Annotated in this window: 10 protein-coding genes and 1 pseudogene; 7 read left to right on the top strand and 4 right to left on the bottom strand. The window is 59.3% G+C overall.

What is annotated here, in order from left to right; all coding sequences use genetic code 11:
• Positions 1 to 355: 355 nt before the first annotated feature.
• From R6U20_RS01185 to R6U20_RS01175, 3 genes and pseudogenes are all read right to left on the bottom strand, one after another.
• Entirely contained in the window at positions 356 to 766 is a 411-nt protein-coding gene (locus R6U20_RS01185) for a hypothetical protein (RefSeq protein ID WP_410336042.1), read from the bottom strand.
• A 210-nt stretch (positions 767 to 976) separates the two neighbouring features.
• Entirely contained in the window at positions 977 to 2,005 is a 1,029-nt protein-coding gene (locus R6U20_RS01180) for a hypothetical protein (RefSeq protein WP_410336041.1), read from the bottom strand.
• Between the two features lie 278 nt (positions 2,006 to 2,283).
• Positions 2,284 to 2,823: pseudogene (locus tag R6U20_RS01175) on the bottom strand (HD domain-containing protein); the annotation flags it as partial.
• A gap of 842 nt (positions 2,824 to 3,665) precedes the next feature.
• Here R6U20_RS01175 and R6U20_RS01170 point away from each other — a divergent pair.
• The 7 genes from R6U20_RS01170 (at position 3,666) to R6U20_RS01140 (ending at position 15,626) form a co-directional block, all read left to right on the top strand.
• A complete protein-coding gene (locus tag R6U20_RS01170; protein ID WP_410336040.1) occupies positions 3,666 to 4,349 on the top strand; it encodes a DUF805 domain-containing protein in 684 nt (227 codons plus the stop codon).
• 81 nt (positions 4,350 to 4,430) lie between these two features.
• Positions 4,431 to 9,041: an Ig-like domain-containing protein gene (locus tag R6U20_RS01165; protein ID WP_410336039.1), complete on the top strand. Its 4,611-nt coding sequence runs from the start codon at positions 4,431 to 4,433 to the stop codon at positions 9,039 to 9,041.
• The gene (locus tag R6U20_RS01160) at positions 8,980 to 10,104 is read left to right on the top strand and encodes a hypothetical protein (RefSeq protein WP_410336038.1); all 1,125 of its coding nucleotides are present in this window, start codon (positions 8,980 to 8,982) and stop codon (positions 10,102 to 10,104) included. Before R6U20_RS01165 ends, R6U20_RS01160 begins: the two co-directional genes overlap by 62 nt.
• A 117-nt stretch (positions 10,105 to 10,221) precedes the next feature.
• Complete coding sequence (locus R6U20_RS01155; protein ID WP_410336037.1) at positions 10,222 to 11,838, top strand: DUF262 domain-containing protein; 1,617 nt, start codon at positions 10,222 to 10,224, stop codon at positions 11,836 to 11,838.
• Positions 11,839 to 11,852: 14 nt separating this feature from the next.
• Positions 11,853 to 13,079, top strand: a complete 1,227-nt coding sequence (locus R6U20_RS01150; RefSeq protein ID WP_410336036.1) for a type II toxin-antitoxin system HipA family toxin — start codon at positions 11,853 to 11,855, stop codon at positions 13,077 to 13,079.
• 289 nt (positions 13,080 to 13,368) lie between these two features.
• Positions 13,369 to 14,250, top strand: a complete 882-nt coding sequence (locus R6U20_RS01145) for a cell division protein FtsX (protein WP_410336035.1) — start codon at positions 13,369 to 13,371, stop codon at positions 14,248 to 14,250.
• Positions 14,251 to 14,288: 38 nt separating this feature from the next.
• Entirely contained in the window at positions 14,289 to 15,626 is a 1,338-nt protein-coding gene (locus R6U20_RS01140; protein WP_410336034.1) for a TonB family protein, read from the top strand.
• A 29-nt stretch (positions 15,627 to 15,655) separates the two neighbouring features.
• Here the strand turns inward: R6U20_RS01140 and R6U20_RS01135 are convergent, their stop codons facing one another.
• Positions 15,656 to 16,630: a hypothetical protein gene (locus R6U20_RS01135; protein ID WP_410336033.1), complete on the bottom strand. Its 975-nt coding sequence runs from the start codon at positions 16,628 to 16,630 to the stop codon at positions 15,656 to 15,658.
• Positions 16,631 to 17,103 lie beyond the last annotated feature (473 nt).

Genomic DNA, 17,103 nt, shown 5'->3' with positions numbered 1-17,103 from the left:
GTTCTGAAAATCGTGTCATCGGAAAGGGCGAACAACTGCAGGTACAGTTCGGCTGCCCGGAACATGCCGGCCCTAACAGGGGCCGAGGTCACCGAGAGTGGAGGGGCAACGAGCAGCCATCATATATCTACGATAGCCGCCCCTGAAAAACGCGACCGGTTCTTGGAGATTGTGGATGCCTATATCGAACGACTTCGTTCACATGCTCCGAATGCGTAAGAAATTACGCATCAGCTCTTTTGCGGTCTGCGTTCTGACCTGAGTTAGACAGACTCACCCTCCTCGGCACAGCGCTCCGTCTCGGCATCAAGCGCGGCGCGGGTCGACGGTGGGGAGTTGTAATTAGTTGAGCTGATCAGAACGCATAGCCGAAGCTGACACCTCCAAACGGTCCGGCTCGAAGGCCATCATTGTAGCCAACGAATGGCGTGAATCCAATCCGAAATAGAAAACCGCCCTCGGCAGGCTGGTACCGATAGCCGACGTTGAAGGAAGCAGAGACGCGGAACTCGTCTGAAACCTGCCAACCCAGAAATGAATCACTGTCATCCCAGTAGAACATCGCTCCCGCTCCGAGTTCGAGTCCGCTCCGGGAGGCACTGGGCGTGTAGACAAAATGCACAGGCATGGTTCGTATCGTACCGTCCCGAAGTGCCATCCAGGCGCCGACCTGCGAATACCCTGCGCGAACGCCCCATGCTCCAGCTATGTGCCGGTCGTAGTTGATGCTATAGAGCCCGCCTGCGCCCAACAGTTCCAGATACACGGCATTGCGTATGCGGTCGGTCGCTGTTGTATCTGGGGATGCGTGACCCACTGCCTGTATCGAATCGGAGCTTGCTGATGTCTCCTGCCCGACTACGGCCAACGGGAAACTTATCCACAGAATCAGATATATGACACATAAAAATTTAGCCATCTGACCAACTATAATTTTACTTAATACAATTAAATTTATGGCTATTCTTTTTAATCATCAAAAGCCATCCGAATATGTATTGACTAAGTTTGATGGAGCATTGACGGTTAGGTCGAGTGCTCCATTGTCAGGAGCCAGCGCACCATCTTGGCATATAGGGAGACGCAAGCTCAAATCAGCACTTACATCATCTTCAAGCAGCAGCTCAATAGCAAAACCAAGTGCTCCCAGAGCAATTTCGATTCCTTCATCATTGAGCAACATATGCGTGAAGGCATTTGGGTTAACCCCTTCTACAACCCCCTCAATCTGATCAACGAAACGTTCACTTGCTTCAGTACTCGTGCTCGTACCTCCAGTGATTCTTTTAAACCAATCATACACACTAAATGCTATACCACCTTCAGATACAGAAACGCCTGGATCGACAAGATTAAGGTCATAGTCGGTAAACTCTTGACTTTGCAGATCAAACGTTAGTCTGACTTCTGCCTCCTGTGCCCAGGTTTCTATTTTTAATGTGCGTGTCCACATCGATGTGGATGAATATCGTGCATCTGTCAAAAAGTCGAAAAGAGAAGCACTTATGTCTACAGTCCCATCTGCATTGATAGCTGTAGACACTTCGATCTCCGGTTTAAGTGAAGCCCCTGTAGCAAATGGTGTTGTCTTCCATCCAATCGAAAGCTCGTCAATCTCTTCTTCTTGAATTGCTTTCTCCGACTCTATGACAAGCTCTCCAAAGAAAGCAGATAGTTTGTGGGTTGTGATTGCATCTGATTGTGTGGAAATCGAAAGATTATTGACAGTGGCCGAAACGTCGTACGTATTGTTTACCTGCGTGCAGCCTCCACCTCCACCGTCAGAAGGGGGAAGAATGCATGTTACACAACTCGGAGCAGGCCCGGTATCGCTGGAGTCACTGTCTGTTGAATCTCTATCTCCAATGTTTAGATATGAATAAAATTTAGTGGATTGAGGAGGTGAGTCAGTTGCTTGACTATCTACAACTTGTCCCGTGTCACATCCTATCAGGGCGATAGTGGATATGGCCAAAAATAGGGCCAATAAACGCATGTTTGACATGTTTCAACAGACAGTTGACGAATTGTTATCTGAAAGTACGAGGGGGGGGTAAAAGTCAAGTTGTCGTACGAACAAAGCACGTCCACCACGGAAAGAGTTTAAGCGCAGTTACAAGGTTCGAGAGATGAGAGCGATTTGGTGTGAAGTGCTGGGAACAATATTCCAGTAGCCGGAGAACTTGTGCCGAACGCTTTCGGCACGGGGAGTGCTACCCGGAACGATCGTCTCCGACGGCGAAAAGAGGCATTTGCCTCCAGGATGCATCCTGCGCTACCCCCCCCCTCGGCCCGGCGCTCCGTCTCGGCATCAAGCGCGGCGCGGATCTCAGCGAGCAGCGGATGTGCATCGGTGTAGGCGCGCCCGTACTCCAGATTGAAGCGATAGTCGAAATCGGGGGGATTGTCGCCCTGCGTATGCTGCAGCAGCGTTTCGAGCTTGTCGAGGCCCTTCGCAAGCTGTGCTTCAGGGGAGGCCGCGGCTTCGTACTCGTCCCACAGCGTCATAAACTCGTTTTGCTGATGCGCAGGCAGCGGCGCAATGAGCGCCTGGAAGTCGCGACGTTCCTGGGTTGCCTTATCGCCAGTGCCGGACTGCTCGGGCGCGGGGATGTCGCCATGAATGGCCTCGCCCAGGTCGTGAATCAGACACATCTTGATGAGGCGCAGGCCGTCGACCTCCGGAAACCGGTCCTGCAAGAGCACCGCCATTAGGCAGAGGCGCCAGGTATGGGCCGCTACGCTCTCGGGGCGTCCGTTCTGCGTGTAGCCGGAGCGGAGCGTGTCTTTGAGGGCTTCGGCGCGGCGCAAAAAGTCGAGAATGCCCGTCCAGTCGGCAGGGAGCCGTCGGGCGAAGCGGATTCGGGGGAAGCCATGAGCGGGTGTTCAAGCAAGGAACGTGTGTGAGCCAACGGACGGTGATAGCGGTTCAATGCTAAGTGCTGGAATGGACCTGTAGCTGGAAACAGGGAGCGTACACGGCACAGGAACGAACGGGGGACCGTTCGTTCCAGGAAAAGTTTTTTATCAAGAGAGCGATCACTTAGCGTCTCTTTACTACCTGGACAATATGCGACGGCGTCGCGTTAGGGCAAGATCCGCCGCAGCGCGGGGCGGTTGCATGTTGAGCACCACGGATGCACAAAAGACCATCACGATTCCCCCTTCTCTGTCATCCTGACAGAGCGCAGCGGCGGAAGGATCTCAGCATGCGTTGTGCTATACATCTGATCGCTGTTGAACATGCAGAAATGCTTGTTTATGCCCCCACACTGTCATCCCAGACGGAGCGGAGCGACGATCTGGGATCCATGCCCCAATGGAGGGATATGTTAGCGGAGTGCGTTCGCCCTCAAACGGCGAATGGATTACTTCGTGCGTACCACAGGCATGACCTTCGGCCCTCGCTTCGCTCGGCTCCGGATCTGCGGCGCCAGGGGCGCCTTGCCTGTCCTGAACTCGATTCAGGATCTGGATGACGGGCGTTGGGGGCTGTGCGACTTCTGAATCTATAGCACAACCCGTTCTCAGCGCCCCCCGTGCACATCGCACAACCACGGCGGATAAGCGCGTACAAGGGATGTTGCGCTTTCCGCAATCAGTGAATACATTGAAGGTACTGCACATCATTCCATACGTCTCTTGGCAGATAACTTTACCTTCTCATGTGGTACTACAGCATCAACGGCACCCAGCGCGGGCCGCTTACCGACAAAGAGTTCTTGCGCGAGGTGAACGATGGACTCATCGAGCCCGACACGCTTGTGTGGAATGACGAACTCAACGAGTGGCGCGAGGCTCAGAACGTGCCTGGCCTGCTGGCGCCCGAAGACGCCGCTTCGCGGCCCGGTGCGGGACTCCGCGAGGTGGCGGAGTACGGCATGTTTCGCGACGAGCGCCACTGGCGCGACGCCGACCCGTCCCCGCCTGCCGGGTCGAACGCGGCCCAGGAAGCCCGCTACAAAAACAGCCCGCACTACGAGCCCAATCCGTCATTCTTCTCGTTTCGTGGACGCCTGGGCCGTCTGGCCCACTTCCTGCAGTCAATCGCGGTTATGGGCGTGCTAATCATCGCGATTGCGGGCACCACAGCCACACTCGTGGTCACAGAAGAACTCGTGGGCGGCGACGGTCTTTTTCTTCTGAGTGCCGCTGCTATGGTGGTTGTGTATGCAGCCGCGGCAGTGCTGCTGGTGTTCGTATCCATTAAACGCTTGCACGACCTGGACCTCTCGGGATGGTTTTACCTTGTCATGCTCATCCCTTTCGTCAGCTTCTTGTTTGCGCTCTACATGCTCTTCGCTCCCGGTACCGACGGCCCCAACCGCTACGGCCCCGTACCGTCGTGATGCAACCGCATTCGCATTCGAGGAGCGCACGTGCTACATTGCAACGCATCTGCTATCTGCGCTCAGCTGACCCGTATGATCATGTCGCTTCGTTTTGATTGGTCCGTGCTGCTTGGCGGGCTTCTGATCAGTCTGTTTTTTGGAGGATGCGGGGGATCGTCCTCCTCGACCAGCGAGGCTCCCGACTCCCTGAGCGACCGCGCCGTGACCGAGCGCTTTACACCCACGCTCGACGGCCCGCTGCGCCTCCTTAGCGTCAGCCCACGCGGCACGCGCACCCGGTACCAGCCCCGTCAGGCCATCACCGCCACGTTCAGCCGGCCCATGGTGGCCCTGGGGGATACCGAGGCCCCGCCCGACTCGGCCCTCAGCGTCGAGCCTGCGGTGGAGGGCTCCTTCCGATGGGAGGGCACGCAGACCCTCGTGTTCACGCCCAACGACGACCTGCCGCCTGCCACGGAGTTCACCGTGACGGTGCACCCGGTGCTTGAATCCACCGACGGCGAGGGCATGCAGGAGCCATACACCTGGACGTTCGAGACGGTGCGCCCGCAGATCGTATCCACCACGCCCGACGACGGGGAGCGCTTTGCCCCGCTCGACCAGCCGCTGCGGCTGGACTTCAACCTGCCGGTGGATGCCACCGCCGCGCAGCGCTTCCTCAACTCCGATCGCCTGCCCATTGGCCTCGCCGAAAACGACGGCGATAGCACGCTGGTGCTGCCCCTCAGCACCGAACTCGCACAGGGCACCGAGTACACGCTCACGGCTGCTGCGGGTCTGCCCACCACCGCCGGACCGCTGGGCACGGCCGATACCACGCGCATCCAGTTTCGCACGTACCCGCCGCTTGCCCTTCAGGCGCTCGACCAATCCAGCTGGCAGTACCCCGACGGCCAGGGCCGCTTTGCGCCCGACCAGGGGCTCACGCTGCTCTTCAGCACGCCGGTCCGCTTCGGCGATCTGCGCGAGGCGCTCTCGATGGATCCGGCCATTGAGTGGCCGCCCGGCACCGGCGCACGCGACGGCTACATTTCGACCGAGCACACGCTCTCGGTGCCGCTCCAGGCCGAAACCAACTACACGCTCCGCATCGAAAACCTCACCGACCGCTTCGGACAATCGCTTCCGGCAACCGAACGCACGTTCGAGACGCGCGCCTACGCGCCGTCGCTACAAGTGCCCGACGGGGCGATGCTCGTCGAATCCAACCAGGAACGGGCCCTGCCGGTGCGCTACGTGAATGTGACGGAAGCCCGTATTGGAGCCGAAGTCATCACTCGCGATGAGATTGTGCCTGCATATCAGACGTACGACCGCTCGTACCGCGAGGAAGCTCAGGATCCCGTGCCGATTCAGCGTACATGGACGCTCGACGAATCGCGCACCGAGCGCCGCACGACATCGCTTCGCTTCGACTCCCTTTTGACGAGCGGGCAGGGCATCGTGGGGTGGCAGTTGAACTACGACCGGACCTCAGACGGCCCCAACACCCACCGCGGGCTGGCACAGTACACCGATCTGGGCCTCACCGCCAAGTTTAGTCCGCACCAGAGCCTGCTGCTCGTTACCACGCTCGACCAGGCTGAACCCGTTGCAGATGCTAAGGTCGAAATCCGGGATGCCGCGAACACGGTGCTGTGGACCGGCACCACCGGCGCCGACGGACGCGCCGACTTCCCTGGCTGGACGGAGCTGCTCGACGATCCGGGCGAGGGCGTGCCCGATCTCTTTGCGATTGTGGAGCACGAGGGGGACCTCGCCTTCACCAGCAGCGAGTACGGAAGTGGAATCCAGGCGTATCGCTTTGGGATTCAGAGCAGTTGGCGGCCCGAGCCGGTTACGCGCACCGGCACCATCTTCACCGACCGCGGCCTCTACAAAGCGGGCGATACGGTGCATATCAAAGGCATCCTGCGCAGCCGCACCGACCGCGACTGGCAGCCCATCACCGATTCGCTGCGAATGGTCGTGCACGATCCGCGCGACGAGGTGGTGCTCGATGAACGGCTCACTGCCTCCGACCTGGGCAGCTTCGACACCACATGGCGCGCCCCGCGTGGCGCCGCCCAGGGCGACTACGACGTGCAGGTGGGTCTCGTTGACGACACTACGCTCACCGCCGAGCGCCGCTGGAACCGCGAAGGCGTCGCCAGCGGCACGTTTCAGATCGAGTCGTTCCGCCAGGCCGCGTTCACCGTTGAGGCCAGCAGCCCCGCCGATGCGTACGTAGCGGGCGATTTCTTTGAAGGCACGCTCTCGGCGCGCTACCTCTTTGGAGCCGGACTGCCCGGCGCATCCGCCTTCCTGCGTGTGCGTCAAAGCAGCACACGCCACCAGCCGCCCGGATACGACGACTACCAGTTCGGTCCGATGAGCGGCGCACACTACGAAACGTTGCTAGAACAAGACACCACGCTTAGCGCCGACAGCGACGTCTCGGTGCGCGTGCCCACCGAAGGCAACGCCGACGGCCACCCCATGCGTCTCACGTGGACGGGCCGCGTCACCGACTCCGCCCAGCAAGAAATCGCCGGGCGCTCCACCGCAATGGTGCATCCGGGGCAGTTCTACATCGGCATGAAGCCCTCCACCTCGTATCTCGACATGAGCGAGACCGACGAGCTTACCGTCGATCTCATCACCGTAGACCCGAATGGGCGACCCGAGGGCGATCACGAAGTCAATGTGGAGCTGGTTCGCAAGGAGTGGAACAGCGTGCGCGAGGTCGGCTCTGACGGACGCATGACCTGGCGCAGCGAAGAGACCGAAGTGCCCGTGGCCGACACCACCCTCACCTCGCAGTCCGACACCGCCCAGCGCGCCGCCTTCACCATCCCCCAGGGCGGGCTCTACGAAGTGCGCGCCACCGCCACCGACATCCGTGGCAACGCCCTAAAAACCGAGGCCACCGTCTACGCCAGCGGATCGGGCTACGTAGCCTGGCAGCGCGAAGACGACGATCAGGTCGAGCTTGTGGCCGACCAGGACACATACGCGCCGGGCGAAACGGCGCGCATCATGGTGCCGTCGCCGTTCGAAGAGGCGACCGCGCTCATCACCATCGAACGCGACGGCATCTTGCACAGCCGCGTCGAAACGCTCACGGGCAGCGCCCCGCAGATTGAGATCGACATTGAAGACGACTACCTGCCCAACGTGTACGCGAGCGTCATCCTGCTGAACGAACGCACGGCGCCTCCACAGGCCACCGCCGACCCGGGCGCGCCTGCGTTTCGGGTGGGATACGTTGAGCTTCCGGTAGATGCGAGCGAACGTCGCGTCTCCGTAGACCTCGAACCCAACACCGACACCTATCGCCCCGGCGAAACCGTTACGGTGGATATGCAGCTTCGCGACGACGACGGACAGGGCGTGCCGGGCGAGATTACCTTCAGCGCGGCGGATGCGGGCGTGCTCAACCTCATCGGCTACACGCTCCCCGACCCGTTCGACACGTTCTACGGCACGCGTCCGCTCAGCGTAACCACCACCGAAACGCGCTCGGCCATTGTAAAGCAGCGTTCGGGCGATGATATCTCGTTCAAGTCGTCGATGGAGCTTGGCGGAGGCGGGGGCGAGGAATCCATCCGCACGGACTTCACCCCGCTCGCGCATTGGGATGCCGCTGTGGAAACCGACGCGCGCGGCCGTGCCCAGCTCTCGTTCGAGCTGCCCGAACAGCTCACCACCATGCGTCTGATGGCGACGGCACACACGCCCACGCATCAGTTTGGCAACGGACAGACGGACATCACCGTCACCAAGCCGCTGGTGCTGCAATCGGGGCTGCCGCGCTTCATCCACGAAGGCGACACCTTCGAGGCGCGCGTGCTCCTCACGAACCGCACCGACACCGAAGGCACCGCCGAGGTGCAGATCGAGGCCGACAGCCTCACGCTCTCCGGTGCCACCACACAATCTGTGACGCTGGCGCCTGGTGCCACGCGCGCCGTTACGTTCCGCGCCGAAGCCCCTGCTGCCGACACCGCCCGCGTGGCCTTCCGCGCCCAGATGAACGGCGAAACCGATGCCCTGCGCATCCCCCTGCCCATAACCCGCAGCACCACCACCGACGTGCAGGCCACCTTCGCCTCGACCGAGGGCACCGCCACCGAAACGCTGCGTCCGCCGCCCGACCGCGTATCCGGAGAGGGCCAACTCGACGTGCGGCTGGCCTCCACCGCGCTCACCGGACTCGACGGTGCGCTGGAGCACCTGTTCACGTATCCATACGGATGCATCGAGCAGCAAACCTCGCGCATCCGTCCGCTCCTGTTAGCGCCCGGTCTCGTGGATGCGTTTGGGCTGACGCTGCCGTTCGACAATCGCGATGCAGCTATTGCCGACTGGCGCGATGAACTGAGTCGCTTCTGGACCGGCGACGGCTTTGCGATGTGGCCCGGCAGTTCGACCGCGCAGCCGTATCTTACTGGATACGTGGCCCTGGCGCTGGCCGAGGCCCAGGAAGCAGGCGTCGATGTGCCGCAACCCCTCACCGACAACGCCCTCGACGCGCTCGAAGAATGGGTGCGCAACCCGAGCGATCGTCCCGACTACTACAGCACCGCCGTGTGGGCCGACACCCGCGCGCTGATGCTCTACGCGCCCGTGCCGGGCCAGCGCGCTGATGCTCTACGCGCTGGCCCGGCACGGGCGCGTGGTGACGTCGGAGCTTTCGGTGCTCGCTGACAACCCGCCCGCCTCGCCCGACGGACTGAGCTACCTGCTGCGCGCCCTGCACACCACCAACGACGCCGCCCTCGCATCGCGCCGCGACGCCATTGCCGACCGGCTGCGCGCACAGATTCGGGTCGAATCGACCCAGGCGTATCTTGCCGCACCCGAGGACAACGGCTTCGGCTGGATCTTTGCCAGCGATGCCCGCGCCACCGCGTTCGGCCTCTCGGCCCTGCTGGCGCACGACGCATCGAGCGACTTCCAGCCGCTGGCGCAGCGCATGGTGCAGTACTTGATCGACGAGCGTGAGCAGGGGCACTGGACCTCCACCCAGGACAACGCCGCTGTGGTCGAAGCCTTTGATCGCTACGTGGACGCCTACGAAGCCGAAACGCCCGACTTTGCAGCGACGGTGGAGCTGGCCGGACGCGAGATTCTGTCGGCGGCGTTCCGCACGCGCACGCTCGACACGCAGCGCACCACAGTACCCGAATCCAATCTGCCCGAGGGCGAGACGCCGCTGCGCATCCAGAAAGACGACGGCCCGGGGCGCCTCTACTACACTGCGCGTCTGGAGACGGCCACCACCGCTCCAGTGGAAGCCCGCGAGCAAGGACTACGTGTAGAGCGCACGCTCGAACTGCTGGATACAGATGGCGAAGTCGCCCGCACACTCAATCCCAACGCCGACGGTATGCGCCAGATCGAAGAGGGAAGCTTGGTGCGCGTTACGCTCCGCCTGAACAGTCCGACCGACCGCAACTACGTGGTGGTGGACGACCCGCTGCCTGCTGGGCTGGAAACGCTTAACAGCGCGTTTGAAACGACCGATACCGGGCTGCTCCGCGATGCCAGCGGCCAAGATCGCTGGTGGGGCTCGTTCAACCACACTGAGCAGCAGGACACGCGCGTGCTCCTCTTTGCCGACTACCTGCGCCGGGGCACGCACACCTATCGCTACGTGGCACGCGCCACCACGAGCGGCACGTTTGTGCATCCCGCCGTGGAGGCCGAACTCATGTACCGCCCCGAAACGCGGGGGCGTACGGCGACAGGACGTCTGGTGGTGGAGTGATCATCAGCAAAGCAGAATCGGCCACACCAAGGATAATGAGTCTGAACCATATTTCCCGCTTCGTCATAACTTTGAAACAGGAAGATTCATTTCCTCTCTGTTGAGACCCGTGGCAAAATGGACGACAAGTATCTCGATAATCGTCCCAAAGCAGAGACCACTACCGTAGAGGATCTGGTGGATGCGGTGAATAACGGAGAGATCCGCATCCCGTCGTTTCAGCGGAGACTGGCATGGGACGCTGAAGATGTGCTTGCTCTGTTCGATAGTATTTACAAGGGCTATCCAGTGGGCTCTCTTTTAATGCAAGAGGCCCTCGCGAAAGCAGAACGGCTGAACATAGGACCGCTCTATATTGAAGCGCCTGAAGTAACGGCTGCAAGGTGGGTTGTTGACGGGCAGCAGCGGCTTGTTTCACTTACTGCTGGGCTTTCCCGTCCAGGCCCTATCCCGCAAACCCCCGACGATCCATACGTGGTCTACTTTGACGCCAGGAACAGGGCCTTCCGCACGCCACCCAACAACGGTAAGGTACCAAGCACATGGATTCCAGCGACAAAACTTCTTGATGGAGCCGAGTTAAGCGAGTGGATATTTGAGTGGGAGCATCAGGATGAGAGAGAACTTCGGACGGCAGCATTTGAAGCGGGAAAGCGAATTCGTCAGTATCGAATTCCCCAGTACATTGTTACGACAGATGATAAGGATGTACTGCGCGAAATATTTTATCGTATCAACAAATCAGGGAAGTCTCTGGAGTGGACAGAGGTCCATGACGCATTGTATGGCCACAAAAGAGAAGCGCCTTCAACGCTCGAAGAGCTTGCCGACGACTTAGCTGTCCTTGGTATGGGCAGACCCCGTGAGCGCACGTTGCTCTCGTGTGTTGTTGCTTACGAGGGACTCGACGTGACCCAGAATCTGGGAACGCATACGCAGAAGCACGCCAGTATCTTGCAGGAAGGGGCTGCCGAGGCATTACCCGCTCTACGACGCGTGTTTTCGTTCCTGCGTGAGCATGCGTCCATTCCGCATCTTCGATTGCTACCGCGTTCCACACCACTAATCGTACTTACGCGATTCTTTGGACTCTACCCCGATCCTGAACCGCGCAATGTTACGCTGCTCGTGCGCTGGGTATGGCGCTTTCTGGCAGGTGCCCTTGACGTGTCAGAACCTACTTTGAAGCGTCGTGGGGTCATGAATATTGAAACCGACAATGAAAGTGCAGCCGTGCAAACGCTTCTTGCACTGGTGTGCAACCAGCCTGAATCAGGGTACACGCTTCCCGAATCCTTCGATGCGCGTTCGGCAGCAAGCCGGCTTGCACTACTCGGCATGAAACACCTACAACCGCATGATCTGCAACAGGAAGAGCAGATTGATATCGCGGAATGCATTCGCAAAAACGGGCGGAAGGCATTTCGGAAGATCTGGGCTCAGGGCGCGAGCAGTCCTGCAAACCGTATCTTGCTTCCAGGCACAGGCCCAGCATTTCGTGAATTGGATGCATTTATGGAAGAGACATACTCCTTTACGGTGTTGGAATCGCATGGGATCGGCGAAGAGGCGGCTCGGGCCTTTCAAAAGGGAGACCGTAACGTATTCATTCAGCATCGTGAGAAGACGATAGAAGAAGCAACGCGTACGCTCATCAAGCGCTTTGCGGCATGGGGACGCAACGATCGACCGTCCATACAAGCGCTGCTCACCCATCAACACGCCGCTGTATGAGATATAAGGTTTTTTTGCACGATGTACAGGCAGGTGTTCTTACGGCTACGGACGAAGGATACTCTAAAGTTGACTTCATATCATCGTATATAGAGTACCCCAATCGTCCGGTGCTCGGACAAAATTTTGAGGATGACCTCCGCAAAACATACCGTGGCAAAGGGAAACGCTTGCCTCCATTCTTTGCGAATCTGGTGCCAGAGGGGGCGTTGCGTACGCTAATGGAAGACACGCTTCACCTTCCTTCAGGCGATGACCTTGCGTTGCTGGATGCTGTACAGCACGACTTGCCTGGGGCTGTTCGCATCGAACGAGAAGCAGATCCACAGACCAGCATAGAAGAGAAGCAAGCCGAGCTAAAACGTGTAGCCAAGGAGACGAACGACGCGGAGCATGAGGGGCTGCGCTTTTCATTGGCGGGCGTCCAGATGAAATTCTCTGTTCTGCAGAAAGACAAACGCATTACGGTTCCTGGCAGCAGCGAATACGGCGCGTGGCTTGTTAAATTGGATGCCCCCACGTTTCCGAAACTGGTAGAGAACGAGTTTTCAATGCTCCAGTGGGCGCACGAAGCCGGTTTTGATGTGCCAAAGATTCGGCTGCTACGTGCGAGCGACCTTCCAGCGTCGATCCGTCGTCATGCGCCCGAGGGAAGTCGGGCTCTTCAAATAAAACGCTACGACCGCGTGGAGGGAGAGCGGGTGCATCAAGAAGACTTTAACCAGGTCGTAGGGCAAGACCCACGCCATAAATACGATCACATTCGATATGAGGACCTGGCCGTGCTTGCACGAGCTATTGTAGGTGAGAGCGCCTATGACGAGGTTGTTCGTCGGCTGGTGTTTATGATCGCGACAGGGAATGCCGATGCGCACCTGAAAAACTGGTCGCTGATCTACCCAGATCGAATCAATGCAGCACTGTCTCCTCTTTACGATCAAGTAGCGACCGTTGCATGGCACGATAAGAATCTGAATCAAAACTGGGCGCTGAAGTTTGCTGGAAGCAAAGACCCGTTCCAGACCAATCAGGCTACGTTTGAGCGATTTGCTGAAAAAACGACCACATCGCCCCAACACGTACAAACGCTGGTTGAGGAAACTCTTGAACAGATAGCAAAGACATGGTCTGACATCCCAGCTCGCGATCTGATGCTCCCTCATCATATTACCGCCCTGCAGACTTACTGGAAGCGCGTCCCCCTTCTGAAGCCCTATGCTTCCGCATTGGAAGTACCATAGGTGCACGAAAGTTGGTCTTGAGAGCCCAAACCGTGGGATCCGGACCACCACAAGCGGTACGTTTGTGCATCCCGCCGTGGAGGCCGAACTCATGTACCGCCCCGAAACGCGGGGGCGTACGGCGACAGGACGTCTGGTGGTGGAGTGATGCGGTGACAAGACGCATGGGGTTCAGGGACGCAGCCGTTCTGCAAGCCCCCGTGCACTTTCGGCATTCGACTTTGCGTTGCAGAATGTGTACGTTATCGACACGTTCTGCTTGTCTGTATTCAACGCCCTGTGTACTGCCGTGTCTCTGTTTTTCTCGATTCGCGAAGGCATTGCCAACTTTCGCCGCGCCCGCTTTGCCGCTTTTGCTTCGACCATGGCCATGGCCGTTGCGCTGCTGATGCTGGGTACGCTGGCCCTCCTTGGGGCCGAGGCGCAGCAGGTGCTGTCGTGGCTGCAACAACGCGTGGGCGAGATGGAGGTCTTCGTCGCCGAAAGCGCCACCGACGACGAAGCCCAGGCGCTCTTCTCGCGCATTCAGACGCATCCACAGGTCGAGTCGGCGGAATACATCTCGAAGGAAGATGCCCAGGCCATCTTCCAAGAAGAGTTTGGCGAAGGGGCCGAAAGCTTCATCGATGAGCCGTTTCTTCCCGCTTCTGTGCGCCTGCAGGTGCGCCCTTCTTACGTGCAAACCGACAGCCTGGCCCAACTACAGGCTGACCTACAAACCTGGGATCATGTGGATGAAGTTGTCTTCAATCAGCCGCTTCTTAATACGGTACAGCAAAATATTCAACTTGCCGGAAGCATTGCGGCTGCGGTAGGCGGCATTGTTCTTATTGCAGCGCTGTTTCTGGTGGGCAACACCATTCGCCTCACCATCTACGCGCGGCGCCTCCTCATTCGAACCATGAAGCTGGTGGGCGCAACGGATGGCTTCATCCGACGCCCGTTTCTGGTGGAGGGGGCATTGCAGGGCATGTTGGCGGGGGCACTCGCCGGAGGCGGACTGTGGGCGCTCTACCGGGGCGCAACCAGCTACTTCCCCCAGTTGGCGGGCCTTTCGCCCCACATCGAATGGATCTTGCTGGGAGGCACTATCGGCACAGGGCTGCTCCTGGGTTGGATCGGCTCGTTCATTGCAGTACGCCGCTTCATTAACCGGGTCGAAATACACTAACGGTTTATCGTATTCCGCTCATCCATCTACACGCTGCTATGACGTTTCATATCGATACAACAGATACGCCCCTCCTTACTCGTATGGCGTACGGCCTGCTGGTTGGAGGCCTCCTGGTGGGGCTTTCGGCCTGTGGCACCGGCGAGCCCGGCCTCGAAGAAACCGACACGGGCGCCCTCGAAGTCGGACAGGTCGCCGTTCAGTCTACCGAAGAACGCACCGTCGCCCCCGCCGATCGTATTGTGGAATTAAATGGCTTACGCGGCACGCTTCGCCTGGATGGGTACGACGGCAATACAGCAGCATGGACCTTCACGAAAACGGCTCGCGCCCGCGACTCTACCCGCGCCCGCAATCTGCTACAGGGGCTGACGGTCGAAGAGCAGGGAACCGAACAGCGCTACACGTTTGCCTTGGAAGGGGGCACGCCCGATCAGAGCCGCATCGACGTGATGGGAACCCTGCCCAAGACCGCTCCGCTTACCGTGCGGCGCTCCAGCGGAGTCGTTGACCTAAGCGGGCTGCACGGAGCCGTTGACGTTGAGCAAACTCACGGCAATGTGCGCCTTGAGGCGATGCAGGGGAACGTGCGCATCCGTGTCGATAACGGCGACATCAATGTGGATTGGGCTACGCTGCCTGTAGATGCCGAGGTGGACCTTGAAACGCAAAACGGTACCATCCGCATCACCCTGCCCGATACGGCTTCAACCCAACTGGACGTAGAAACAACGGCGGGGCGTGTGTTCTCGCAGGGACTTTCATACAACGACCGCACCCTGCGCGCAAGCGAAGCCGGATACCAGTTCGAGGGGCAGCTTGGGGCGGGCGAGGCCTCCATTCGGGCGCGCACTACACATGGCAATATCATGCTGGCCGCCCGAGCCGACACCACCAACGCCGCTCCGGATACTACCGCCCCCGACGACCTGGCGGCCCCTGATACGCTCATCGAAGACGATACCTCTCCAGAGACAACCCCCGACACCACTGAATCCGACACCACTGAATCCGACACCACGCGTGCATCGGACGATGCCGCGGTTTCAGACGATGACGGGCGCGACACGGTGTACACCACTGTTGATGAGGAGCCTCTGCCTGTGGGAGGGCTGGCTACCCTCAGTGAAGCGGCCACGTATCCTGAGGAGGCCGCTGCCAATGAGGTGGCCGGCCGCGTGTACGTGCAAGCGACGGTCAGCCCCGACGGTACGGTGCGCGATGCAGCGGTCCTCCGTGGCATTGGCTATGGCTGCGACCAGGAGGCCCTGCGGGTGGTGCGCGAGGCGACCTTCGAACCCGCACAGCGCGCTGGCGAATCGGTAGCTGCCCGCACAACAGTGTGGGTCCAGTTTACCGCCGACGACGTCTCGTAGCATCTGGCGTCTTGTCTGGGGGATCCTGCTTAACGGGAGGATGCGGGAGTGGCCTCTCCAGAATCTGCCGAACCATCGGGCTCAGTTGGGTCGGGCCCGGCAATGAGTGCCGCCCGGCGAGCACGGACTTTGGCATCCTCTTCCAAGATGGGCGACACGTAGTTGTATGCGAGTGTTACTCCAATCGCAAAGAGCGCAGCGCCCACGCCCAAGAGCGCATCCAGGTAGCGCGGCCCGGCCAGAGCCAGTCGGATCATAACAGTGGCAACGGCAAATCCCGAGTTCCGAAACACGACATGATAGGCATTCCCGTAGCGCAACGACAGCAGCACGAGTAGCACATCGGTGAAGATAAAGACCGTGAAGATGGTCTCGAATAGGGGATACGACACGTTTCCCTGACTCAAAGCTACACCGCCGTATAGCACGAGGCCAGCGAAGACGGTCAAGAGCAACGTAGCCAGGGTTTTCTTCGCATCCACAAACCGACGCAGCTCCTCGGTCGATGAGGTGATGTCTTGATGCTTCTGAAGGGCGTAGAATCCGCCAACCAGGGCAAAGATCGCAAGTGCGCCTGCTGCATCAACGACCACAAGCTGCACCGCCTCCACAGCTTCAGTCATCTCCAGCGTCCATTCGATGGGCTCTTGCTCAAAGTTAACAAGCTCCTTAAAGGACTGCCGCAGCAAGATGAGTGAGAAAATTTCGAGTTGCTTGCCGGCGGTGTCGGCCACCGAGGTGGCGAGCCCAAATATGAGACCGATCACTTCGAAAACTAAGAACAGCGAAAAGGCAACATCGATCGCATAGAAGTGATTGGTGGGCACTTGACTGAGCAGCTCCGTGTTGGGCAACCATCCCATGCGCTGTGCTTCAATGACGAGCAGCGCGCCGAAGAATGCCGTCATCAAGGAGGTGGCCAGGTGCTGCTGCGTCACGTGGTGCTCCCAAAACGCTTCGATGGCGTCGTAGAGCCGGGCAATACGCCGAGACAGGCGGGCCATAGCGGAGGAAGATAAGGCAGCAGCGCAAAACGGAAGACGGATGCTCTCTTCACATCATGAGCCACCGTCAAGTTTCGCTTAAGGAGGAGCAGCCTGTGCTTCCCACGGCATTGTTACGCATGCACGCTGCGTCCTTTCAGGCACGAGGCACGCGATGCATCTGCCACGCATTGACTATCGGCATTAGCTATTGCTGTGTCAACCCTCATGTTGATGGTTACCCTGGCATCATCCCCCCACGAAGCCTGTCATGGTGAGCGCAGTCGAACCATCTCCTTGGTGTTCAGAAGATACGGTGGGACAGAGGCCCTGCCAACCTCGGGGGAGATCTTTATTCACTGCGTTCATCAGTCGCTTCGCTCGTGTCAGGACTCCGCGCCTCCTTGGCGGAGCCGCTTCGCTCAAGATGACAGCATGTAAGAGAGGTGCGTTACTACCCTAAGATTGACCTGTGACACGACACTATTGCTGTG

The sequence above is a fragment of the Longimonas sp. genome (assembly GCF_046498435.1).
Taxonomy (GTDB): Bacteria; Bacteroidota; Rhodothermia; order Rhodothermales; family Salinibacteraceae; genus Longimonas.
Note: the sequence above shows the minus strand (reverse complement) of the source record. Positions and strands in the feature narration are given on the sequence as shown.